Origin of the sequence: Paenibacillus alkalitolerans (assembly GCF_016482785.1) — a bacterium.
GTDB lineage: Bacteria > Bacillota > Bacilli > Paenibacillales > YIM-B00363 > Paenibacillus_AE > Paenibacillus_AE alkalitolerans.
This window is the reverse complement of the sequence record NZ_JAEMXM010000045.1, coordinates 1-11,051: the sequence shown is the minus strand read 5'-3', so window position 1 is coordinate 11,051 and position 11,051 is coordinate 1. Positions and strand designations below refer to the sequence as shown.

General features: G+C 38.2%; 10 protein-coding genes and 1 pseudogene. All 11 read right to left on the bottom strand.

The features are described from left to right. Positions 1-205: 205 nt before the first annotated feature. Positions 206-493: pseudogene (locus JET16_RS29470) on the bottom strand (GNAT family N-acetyltransferase); the annotation flags it as partial. A gap of 418 nt (positions 494-911) precedes the next feature. Continuing rightward, positions 912-1,706 carry a GNAT family N-acetyltransferase gene (locus tag JET16_RS29465; RefSeq protein ID WP_199624788.1) on the bottom strand — a complete coding sequence of 265 codons (795 nt, stop codon included), beginning with the start codon at positions 1,704-1,706 and terminating at the stop codon, positions 912-914. A 1,065-nt stretch (positions 1,707-2,771) separates the two neighbouring features. After that, positions 2,772-3,497, bottom strand: a complete 726-nt coding sequence (locus JET16_RS29460) for a protein-L-isoaspartate O-methyltransferase family protein (protein WP_233532457.1) — start codon at positions 3,495-3,497, stop codon at positions 2,772-2,774. A 180-nt stretch (positions 3,498-3,677) separates the two neighbouring features. Then, positions 3,678-4,364: a hypothetical protein gene (locus JET16_RS29455; protein ID WP_199624785.1), complete on the bottom strand. Its 687-nt coding sequence runs from the start codon at positions 4,362-4,364 to the stop codon at positions 3,678-3,680. A 223-nt stretch (positions 4,365-4,587) separates the two neighbouring features. After that, entirely contained in the window at positions 4,588-5,097 is a 510-nt protein-coding gene (locus JET16_RS29450; RefSeq protein ID WP_199624784.1) for a GNAT family N-acetyltransferase, read from the bottom strand. A gap of 231 nt (positions 5,098-5,328) precedes the next feature. Beyond that, a complete protein-coding gene (locus tag JET16_RS29445; protein WP_199624782.1) occupies positions 5,329-6,105 on the bottom strand; it encodes a DUF5694 domain-containing protein in 777 nt (258 codons plus the stop codon). A gap of 256 nt (positions 6,106-6,361) precedes the next feature. Next, entirely contained in the window at positions 6,362-7,036 is a 675-nt protein-coding gene (locus JET16_RS29440; RefSeq protein WP_199624779.1) for a hypothetical protein, read from the bottom strand. A gap of 147 nt (positions 7,037-7,183) precedes the next feature. Then, positions 7,184-8,302, bottom strand: coding sequence for a DUF4062 domain-containing protein (locus tag JET16_RS29435; RefSeq protein ID WP_199624778.1), 1,119 nt, complete (start codon positions 8,300-8,302; stop codon positions 7,184-7,186). 200 nt (positions 8,303-8,502) lie between these two features. Further along, a complete protein-coding gene (locus tag JET16_RS29430) occupies positions 8,503-9,612 on the bottom strand; it encodes a hypothetical protein (RefSeq protein WP_199624777.1) in 1,110 nt (369 codons plus the stop codon). A 154-nt stretch (positions 9,613-9,766) separates the two neighbouring features. Then, on the bottom strand, positions 9,767-10,288 hold the full coding sequence (locus tag JET16_RS29425; protein WP_199624776.1) for a hypothetical protein: 522 nt from the start codon (positions 10,286-10,288) through the stop codon (positions 9,767-9,769). 142 nt (positions 10,289-10,430) lie between these two features. After that, the coding region (locus tag JET16_RS29420) for a hypothetical protein (protein ID WP_233532456.1) at positions 10,431-11,051 on the bottom strand (621 nt) is incomplete at its 5' end.

Below are 11,051 nucleotides of genomic sequence, written 5' to 3'. Positions count from 1 at the left end.
TTGTCTTTTTAATAAATCACTTCGCACTTTCGGATAACGTCCCTTGCATTCACGAACCCTCACCTGCTTACTCTTATCTTAGCCGGTGCAGGGTTGTCCGCTGAATCCACTTCCTAGAAAATACTTCTCGCGGACCGAGGGGCGTTACCCCGATGCGTGAATGCGGTGTTAGGTGAAGTTACTGTCTTCTTCGAATATGCTTAGATTAATCCTTACGTTCTTTCTTTAAATCTAAATAATGGGTCACATTTGAAATTCTATATGTTCTAGTGAATCCAAGTGCCTGATAAAATCGACCTGCATCTTCTGTTTCTGTCTTTAAATGTATTACGTCAAAATGCATCTTAGCTTCAAGCAATATTAGTTCAACCAACTTCTTACCGATCCCACGCCTTCTATATTTGGGCAAGACATAAAACCTTCTAAGTCTTCCAATACGCTGCTCCTCTTCAATTAACTCATGATTCAAACCACAAACCCCAACTAATCTTGTTTTGTTAAAACAACATCAAAACTTCCCCAGGTTGATCAAATCTGTTTCTATTGCTTTCATAATCATCTACTAAACGTTGAACAAACCTAAATCCTTCAGTTCGACTTTGCTCTAGAAGTTCAGAGAATTCGTCAGGGTTTAGAGACTCTAATCTTTGCATCCTAAATTCCATAATTCACCTCTAATCGTATGGGGATTGTCTTTATGGTTTTACAGTAATTTCACTTAACGTTCTCGCATTCACGAACCCGTAAGGGTTGTCCGCTGAATCAACTTCTCGAAAATACTCCCCGCGGACCAAGGGCCGAATGGCCCGATGCGTGAATGCTGTGTTATAGGATGTCAGCGCCCACTTTGAGGCTACTTACACAGCACCTATTCCCGTCCCGGTTCTGAGTCCTGTGCCTCTTCGCACAAACTAGCAAATAGATAGAGTAAAATCAACAATCGTTTGTTCAGCCATAACTTCATAGCCTAGGCTTTCGTAAACATGTACAGCAGCTAGGTTCTCTGCCAATACTCCTAGGTAGACATCCGTTGAAAATAATCTGCCTAGGTTTGTAAGTTGGCTCGTCAAGTGCTTTGCTAGCCCTCTTCCTCTATAATCCGGTCTTGTATAGATGTTTCCAAGCTCAACAAGCAAAGGATCATAAAAGTGAAAGCCTCCGACGGCAACATAATGATTACCATCTTTAATTCCAAGGAAAGGGTAATATTCGAGTTCGCCCCTTGTAAAAAATTTCATATTCCCATTTCGCAAAAAATCCATTACTTCTGAAATGTCACCACTCTTAACCAGTTCAGCCATGTTTGAATCGAGAAGTTTCGATAGGTCCATATGCTTCATCGTTAAGAATCGTTGTGGGATACCTGTTATGAGACCATGAGACTGAAATAGTTGAAGGTCACGATTACAGAGAATTGTACCACAAATATTATCTTCCCTAATTTGAGTTATTTCTTTTGTAAACGCAATGAGATATGGAAAAATTAGTTTATTTAGGTCTATGCAATAGAAAGAAAACGCTGGAAATGTGAGCCCGCAAAAATATGCTAAGACAGCCGCCAGATTGTCGTTTACATATTGACCGACAAATTTAACCTTCTCCTTGCGTTGAGTTAAATAGCTATAAAATAACAAGTTCTGGTCTCTGTTGATTTGGTCAGTTAATTGCTTAACTGTTTCGAGCGTCAGCAGTCGATGTGAAATCATTTGCTATACCCTTCCATTACTCATGTTTTTCTAAGACAAAATCTAACTGACCGCTAGATTTAAATTGAAATGTTTTTGTTTTATCCTTTTTGCGCTGATTTCATATAACGTCTCTCGCATTCACGAACCCTCACCGGNATCTAACTGACCGCTAGATTTAAATTGAAATGTTTTTGTTTTATCCTTTTTGCGCTGATTTCATATAACGTCTCTCGCATTCACGAACCCTCACCGGCTTAAGCGAACGTAGTGAGCGGCCGCGATGCGGTTAGTCGGTGCAGGGTTGTCCGCGAAGCCAAATCATACAAAGTGATGATAAGTTTAGGACCAAGGATCGGCGTTAGCCGATCCGCTGCGTGAATGCGGTGTTATATGAAGCTAGCGCTTCTTCGATTACTTCCAAAACCGTCTTTTAACCTGCTACTTCGAATTGCTCTCACAACCATGTGTTTTTAAACCTACTACTTCGAATTACTCCCACAACCATGTGTTTTAAACCCGCTACTTCGAATTGCTCCCACAACCATGTGTTTTAAACTTGCTACTTCGAATTGCTCCCACAATCATGTGTTTTAAACTTGCTACTTCGAATTGCTTCCACACCATGTGTTTTAAACCTGCTACTTCGAAACGCCCACAACCATGTGTTTTAAACCTGCTACTTCGAAATTGCTCCTACAACCATGTGTTTTAAACCTGCTACTTCGAAACGCTCCCACAACCATGTTTTTAAACTTGCTGTTCTCAATTGCATTGTGTTTGTTATACTGCTGCTCCAATATGCTGGATTGTGGATCAAGATTACATTTGTCTTTCAAGTTCTACTTGAGTTACTCCCAAATCCAGTCTTTCGCTAGTTTCATATAACGTCTCTTCCATTCACGAACCCTCACCGGCTTAGATAGCTTTTATCTTAGCCGGTGCAGGGTTGTCCGCTGAAATCCACTTCTTCGAAATCCTCCGTGCGGACCGAGGGCCGTCAGGCCCGATGCGTGAATGCGGTGTTATGAGATGTCACAGCCCTCTTCGAACTAACGTACAAAGGCTTTCTGATTCTCTTTTCTATCATTCATTTACTTCTAAAATCCATTTATCCCACATTGATCCGTCCCATATGATCTTATCCTCTGACAATCGTTTCGCTTGTAAGTGTAATTTATCTATATCAATATCGTTATAATTTCTTGCATCGTTTTGTTTGGGTTTCATTAATAGTTCACCCGGTCGAGATGCCATAGGAATAAAACCGCCTTTCAAAACCTTAATGCTTTTGAGCAATTGATCAGACAGTTTTTGAAAGGCGACAATTACCGTAATAAATTGATCATGGATTGGAACGTCAATAGGCGTTATCAAAATACCGTTTTCCTTTAATTGTTCTACCCAGAGGGGTGAAATATGAGGCGGCTTTGTAGTTGCGATGATACGATCATATTTAGCATGTTCACCAAAACCATACCAGCCGTCCCCTGTTATAAAGCTTACATTCTTTATCCCAAGTCTTGCTAATCTCTTTTTGGCATTCTTTGCAACATCATGGTCCACTTCTATTGTTGTAACTACTCCCTCATTTCCGACAAGTTTCGATATAATTGCTGAGTTATAACCACTACCAGTTCCGATTTCCAGGACTTTATGACCGATAGATAAATTCAAATTTTCAATCATTAAAGCTATCATATGAGGATTTGTAGTTTGTACAACTCTTGAGCCATCCGAGTGGAAGTAAAACAAATCAGAGTTTATTTCTTCTAATATCGTTTTTAAATTATGAACGTTACTATTGTTCATAGGATCTTCTCCCATCTTTTTGCTGTGATTTCTCATAACGTCTCTTGCATTCACGAACTCCCGGAGGGAGTTGTCCGCAGCACTGGCTTCATTGAAAAATCACTTCTGCGGACCGAGGGCCGTAAGGCCCGATGCGTGAATGCGGTGTTAGCTGAAGTTAGTCGCATCTTGAATAATCAATCACAATCTAGGCTTGAAAGTTTTAAAATCACTATACATCAATTCGTAAAATTTCCCGTTAAGTTCATTCGACAATTCTTCAGTTAATTTGTTGTAAGAAAAACTTAACTTAGTTTTATCTCCTGAAGAATTAATTACATCCTCTTCAGTTCTATCCATAATTTCATTGTCGATCTCTTTAATAAGGATTTTCATAACTGCTAAATTTCCGGTATCGGTTTTCTTGTATTCATTGAAATGAAATGATTTCTCTTTCAATATATTTCTAATTTTATTTATCTTCTCGTATATTTGCTTATAAATGTATTCCCGTTTCATTTTGTTATATAAGAGGAAATCTATGTCACCAAATAACAGATCAAAATCTGCGTAATTGAACTGATTCATATCTAAAACTAACTCCATAGTTTTTTCCGGATCTTCATTCTTTTCATATTTATTGAGATTATTTATTACACTCACTACGCTAGTGTAGAATGCCTCAAGAGTCCTCCTTCTCTCCACTCGGTAAGACGCTATCGATAAAAACAGAACTAACGATGCACTTGAAAATAAACCTATAAATACATTTGACCAAAACCCAATAGAAAGAGTATTGAATAACAATGCAACTATAAATGATAAAATGCATATTATCCCTGATACTAAAATGTTATATTTTTGAATTCTCATAAGGATTGAATTCATGCCTCGCTTCTATTCATTATTGACTAATTTCAGCTAACGTCTCTTGCATTCACGAACCCTCACTGCCTTAAGTGACCGGAGGGAACGGCCGCGATGCGGTTAGGCAGTGCAGGGTTGTCCGCTGAATCCGCTGCTTTGGAATATGCTTCTCGCGGACCGAGGGCCGTATGGCCCGATGCGTGAATGCGGTGTTAGATGATGCCCCCGGCCTCTTCGAATATGCTCAATTCAATCTGAATACCATATGCTCTTCGTCATATCTATGTCCCTCATGTTTTAATGCATTTTTCTCGTATCCAAAGACTTCAAATCCCGATTTAATATAAAGTTCTCTTGCATGATTATTTGAAGTAACGACACAAAGAGTGATTTGTTCAAGTCCTTGAAGTTTTTTGGATCGTTTCAATACTTCATTGAGCAAACTCTTTCCGACTCCTTGTTTTCTGTAACTTGGAGTTACATACATTCCCCAAATGAATCCTTTATGTCTAGTCTTAATTGATTGCTCTCTTTTAAATCCTAACATCCCGACAATCTTATTTGACTCCGAAAATGCCCCTAGTATGTAGTTATCATTAGTTGACCCGATCCTTGATCTGACAGCATCGATCGGCGTATCAACTACTTCTTCATAAGTTCCACCAAATGCCTCAGGACTAGTCCGGAGTGCCTCTAATCTTAACTCCCAATACACGTCCACTTCATTTGTAGTTATTTTTCTAATAGTAATCATCTCTGAACAGCCTCTCTGTTAGAATTATCGGGGGTTTCATCTAACGTCTCTCGCATTCACGAACCCTCACCGACTTAAGCCCCGTAGGGGCGGGCGAGATGCGCTTAGTCGGTGCAGGGTTGTCCGCTGAATTCGCTTCTTCGAAAACTCGTCTTGCGGACCGAGGGCGTTAGCCCGATGCGTGAATGCGGTGTTATGGGATGTCAGTGCCTTCCTCGGAAAACTTAATCATCAGTTATTGCCCTTATGTTGGGATCCATCTAGATATTTTTCTACCGATTCCAGTGAGAAAAGGCCACTTTCTTTAATAAACTGTGAAAGCAAGTAGATATGTCCAGAACCATAAATCACAAGGATTCTATCTTCAGGTGATGAAATTCGACAAATATTAGCATAGATGATTAGGTTCCGACGATACCAGTAATTACAGAGCCAATCAATTCCTATATTGTTTTTGCCATCTCCAACTCGTGCTACAGTCATGTAAGTTTCGTGGTCCCTACGTAAAGCGTCAGGATTATTACCTGCAAGTAGAAGATCTTTTATTGTTTGTACTTTCATTGACTTCTGAGCGGCTTCTACTCTTTCCTGACCATTTGAACTGAGTCGTTGATGGAGTTCAGGTATGTACGATTGTGCATATTCATAAACATGCCCTAATGCTACACCTCCAATCCATTCATTCCAATCGACAGGATATATTCTTTGATGACCAAGTTCTGCCGCAGTACGGAAACCTAATTGATAAATTTCATTTGCACCGAGAGTAAATTCACCTGATAAATATGAAAGAAACTGAGTATTAAGCGTCTCATCTTCATCTGCCAGTGCTTCAATAGCAATTTTTGTTGGATTAAATAATTTAAGTCTATCGACAACCTCTTGTACTTCTATTTGTCGTTTTGGTGCCAAGACGTCGTCAGATTTAACATTATGCATATCTAACCCAGGGTTGCCCATATGATATGTACCAAGTAACAACATTGTACATTTATTAGCAGAGTCCATCGAGAAGATAACCTCCATTGTTTTTTCATTGTAGTTAAAATGAAGATGAAATAGCTATTTCTTTACTGCTTTTTGCGCTGATTTCCCATAACGTCTCTTGCATTCACGAACCCTCACCGACTTAAGCCCCGTAGGGGCGGGCGCGATGCGCTTAGTCGGTGCAGGGTTGTCCGCTGAAATCACTTCTTCGAATTTCCTCCTGCGGACCGAGGGACAGTGTAGCTGTCCCGACGCGTGAATGCGGTGTTATCGGAAGTTATTCCTTCATTGATCCAACCCACACATTGCCTTTTTTTATTCTAAAGCATGTATCCCTTATGCTTCCGTTATTAAACGTTACCTCCCCAACAATAGCTTTACCTTCCAGTTTATCTATTTCTGTTTCGGTAAGTTTATCTATTGTAAGGAAATAGAACTCTTCGTCTAAATATTGTTCCCATTCAAACTTACCTAGCACTCTAATATTTTGATACTTCTCCCGAGGGAACTCCTTTAAGCTCACAGCTTTATTAAAGGTTCTGTCGTAAAAATTCAAACTCCCTCTTAAAGCGACAACAACCTCAGAATTAATAAAATTAGGATCATACAACCATATCTTTAAGTAGTACGGTTCACATAAATCATCAAGCTGCTCCTTCCAGTTTAAGTAAATCTCACACAAGCTCTCAAGCATAAGACTCCTAAGCCATTTTGGTGGGTTTCTTCTAATTAATCTATACCAAGGATCTATCCAGATTTTCACATGTGTTCTTTCGTTTTTAATCAAATATTCCAAATCTAAATTTATGAAAGTGTCCTTCCAGGTTGAGATTTTACGCACTTGTCTCTTCCAATTTCTTATCTTTTTCTTATTGGAGAAAGGGTTAGCCAAACCATGCCCCCCATTTATTAATGTTTTAGAATAATTTCCGATAACGTTCCTCGCATTCACGAACCTCCGAAGGAGGTTGTCGCAGCACCTGCTTCCTCGAATCCACGTCTGCGACCGAGGGCGTAAGCCCGATGCGTGAATGCGGTGTTATCGGAAGGATATGCCCTCTTGAACAGCTAAAAGAAAAAAGAATTCCTTATAAGGAATTCAAAAGGGCACCCATAATACATCTTCGAGTTCTGATTCTAGAGTTTCTTTAAATAAGCTTTCAATACCATTGTTATCGTATAATGGAGTGATCTTATTTTTGTATAACATAAGAATATCAAGAAGATTTGTTGATATAAGTATTTGCAAGTTATTTTTTAATTTTTTCAACTTCTCATTAACTTCTTTTATTACTTCATTATCCAGATCATCCATGATAATATCCCATTCGCGAATAGAACCCTTCTTGTCATATAGCTTAGAGCTATTAAGCAGATCATCATATATTACTTGAGTTACTTCAAAAACAGCAGTTCTTTCTTTCTCCGAAAAAACATAGTCTTCCTGAAAATTTATTAACTGAACAATTTTCTTGGTATACATCGAAATTGTTTTTTCGTTCTGTTTTTTTACAGCTTCCTCGTATTGTCCTGTTTCAGATAGAACTTTACGGCCTATTTCATTCACCATCTCATTCATTCTATTAGAAATGTTTTGGAGCTCAGTAACGGAGTTCAACACTTCTTTCTTATCTCTCTGAGATTTAAGATCAATAAGGTAGTTAAAGAACATTGAAGCAATTTGGCTTCTTAAATATGTTTCAATATCATCGAATTTTTCGAAAGTGGCTAAAGCTTTCACCTTAACTTCATCAATAAAATCAAAAACATTTGTACTGTCAACATATGCAAAATTAAACTTTGAGTCCGGTTCATTGATGAGCTTTAAGATTGCATCTTTATTTTTCTTAAACGTATGATATTCCGAATAGACGTTCTTATCAATAAAGATAAAGATTGGAATGTTGTTACTTACAGCTTCTTTAAACTCTCTTCTAGTTATTGAGATATAATTCTTCTCATAACCCTCGATAAATTCCAGGTGCTTCTCTTCACTGGAAGGAGCACCATAACGTCCTCCAATGATTAGTATCATCATATGGCAAAGCTTGACCTCATTGTAACAAGAAATATCCAATTCTTGATTAAATTCAAAATACACATTACCACTTTCAAATAATACGGGCTCAAACCCATATTGCATAATAAATCTTTCAATACTATTTCTGATATGTTTCAAGTCGTAATATGTAGAACTTACAAATACCCTAGGCTTCATAGCAAACCCCCAATGGTTATCTAATATTTTCAATTAATATACCATAAATTGTAATTGAAATGTTGCATATCTTTCCGATAACGTTCCTCGCATTCACGAACCTCCGTAGGAGGTTGTCCGCAGCACTGGCTTCATCGAAATTTCTTCTGCGGACCGAGGGCTGTCAGGCCCGATGCGTGAATGCGGTGTTAGACGAAGCACTATTTCTTCTTGGAACTACTTACAGTAATCATCTCTTTAATAGAAGCGTATTTTCTGGATTTATTTAATAACCCAATCACATAAATCCTGAGCTCATTTGCTGCATCAATTGCCCCTCTGGCGTCATTTATTTCAGGATCAAAGCCAACATGTACCACCTTATTTCTTAGCAAATAAGTTTCTCGGTACCATTTGCCTACAGTTGTGGAAATTTTATTTACATCCCAGCTCCCACCAATTCTAGCTTGGAATTCACGTTTTAACATAGTAATGAAAGGAGTCTTCTCCATCATTTCCTGTATTTTTTGAGGGGTAATACCTTCAATCGTTAGCATTGCTGAATAGAGCGCACTCAAGAAAGTTTCTATACCCGTTTGAGCAAAGATTATTGTTTCCCTATAATTACCATTAAGCAAATATCTTCTTGAGGAAACCATCATTTCTTCAGATGTAATGAATGGATTTAAATAATGCGCAATTGCCCCTGAGAAGAATATAATGTGCTGTTGCTTCTCTTCATCCAGTTTTTCCTTAGGTGCGGCTATGTTTGTGTTTATCAAAAATATACCCATTGAGATTTCCCACGTTTCTGGTGTAACTGTTCGATAAATAGTAAGATATTCAAGCATCTCACGATTAACTCTTTGTACTTTCACATCCTTTGTAATTATTAAATAAGATCTAATTACTAAATTTAAATTATCTAACAGCATGTCGAACGAATCGGATAACTTTTCATCCACTTCTATCTTTTCAGTAGATAAAAGAGTCATAACCACCCTGGTTTTTGACAATTTAAAAAGTGGGATGGTAACGCTTTTGTAGTTACCAGCCCATATATTGTTATCATAAGTTACATCTGTAAAATGAAAAGTTATCACACTGCTGTCAATTTTCATCGTTGTACATCTGCCAGAATCAAATCCTAATTCAAAGGGTAATACAATAGGTATTTGAAGTATAAAGTTTGGTTTGTATTCAAGTTGACTATATATAGGTAAAAAATTACTAGCATACAATTCTTTATCGAATCCAAACATTTCGATTTCTTCGTTAATCATGTTTTTTCCGCCTTTAAATAGTGTTTCGTCTAACGTTCTTGCATTCACGAACCCCCACCGGCTTAGATAGCTCTTATCTTAGCCGGTGCGTGGTTGTCCGCTGAATCAACTTCACTGAAAACACTTCCCGCGGACCGAGGGGGCTGGCCCCCCGATGCGTGAATGCGGTGTTATGCGATGCCCTTGCCTTCTATGAATCAACTTACACTAATGGTTTTGTTATACATTCAAGCTCTCCTTGAGAATCAAAATATCTCAACGTTTTTTCAATCTCCTCTTCATTAAAGCTCTTCATTATAATCATGTGATTACCGATCATCCCAGGTGGATCCAGCAGGGCAATTTCAAAATGTTTTTTAATATTATCTGGTGTTGTTATATTGCACCATCGCGATGAACCGTCATTAAAGCGAATTGTAATTTCTACAAAGTTGTTATCTTTAACATCTTGATCAAATTTCCATTTACTCATCATCAACAAAGCTACGCTTCCTTGTCGAAAATAAGACTTTTCAATCCATATCCTCTTCCCATGGTCGCCAACAACTCTGTATTTTTCATTATCGCTATCAACTACTTCATATTGTTTTCCACGTGTTAATGCGTGCTGATATACTCCGACACTTTTACAAGTAACTAATTCTTCTACCATGGGAACACTTCCATATATTTTTTTATTTTGCAAGGGTTTCGCATAACGTCTCTTGCATTCACGAACCCTCACCGGCTTAGATAGCTCCTATCTTAGCCGGTGCAGGGTTGTCCGCTGCTTCCACTTTCTCGAAAATGCTTCTCGCGGACCGAGGGGCGTCAGCCCCGATGCGTGAATGCGGTGTTATCCGAAGGTAATGCCTTCTCCGAATATGCTACACTTTAAATTCCTCAATCTGTTTAATATTCGACTCAAGCTTATTTCTAATTTGATTTATATTCATCTTTATGGTTGAGAACTCATTATTTGCTGCTTCTTGGGATCCTTGAAATCCAAGGTAGAAACTATGTGCCTTCGATGTTTGCTTGTACCAGTTCTTTAAATTCTCCAATTCGTTATAAGAATCGAAAATATACCTTTCTAGCGATGTTGGTAAAAGTGTACTCAGATATGAGTTACTTAAATGCTTGAATGAAAAAAAGGAGAATGAATCTACATACGTCATTCCCCACTCAAGAATATGAAGAATATCGTTTTTTGAATTCTCATTTTTATTAAGAACTCCTTTGAGTTCGATAATTATTCCGAGATTTTTTCTCAATTCTTCCGTAATTCTGTTTATGTTTTCCCTAAGAAGGGTTTGATTTTTACGACTTTCGAATGTTTCGTTAGCTTCAAATTGCCATCTGGCTATCCTATAAGCTATTAGACCCCCAATAAGAACACCAAGAATATTAATACAAAGATCTTTAAGAAACTCCATCCTTGAAAAACCCTCCTCTACATGATGCATTACTTTCGGATAACGTCTCTTGCATTCACGAACCCTCACCGA

What these genes read in the sequence shown, in the direction of transcription:
- JET16_RS29465 (WP_199624788.1), bottom strand. Translation starts at nt 1,706, where the DNA reads ATGATTTCACATCGACTGCTGACGCTCGAAACAGTTAAGCAATTAACT.
- JET16_RS29460 (WP_233532457.1), bottom strand. Translation starts at nt 3,497, where the DNA reads ATGAACAATAGTAACGTTCATAATTTAAAAACGATATTAGAAGAAATA.
- JET16_RS29455 (WP_199624785.1), bottom strand. Translation starts at nt 4,364, where the DNA reads ATGAATTCAATCCTTATGAGAATTCAAAAATATAACATTTTAGTATCA.
- JET16_RS29450 (WP_199624784.1), bottom strand. Translation starts at nt 5,097, where the DNA reads ATGATTACTATTAGAAAAATAACTACAAATGAAGTGGACGTGTATTGG.
- JET16_RS29445 (WP_199624782.1), bottom strand. Translation starts at nt 6,105, where the DNA reads ATGGACTCTGCTAATAAATGTACAATGTTGTTACTTGGTACATATCAT.
- JET16_RS29435 (WP_199624778.1), bottom strand. Translation starts at nt 8,302, where the DNA reads ATGAAGCCTAGGGTATTTGTAAGTTCTACATATTACGACTTGAAACAT.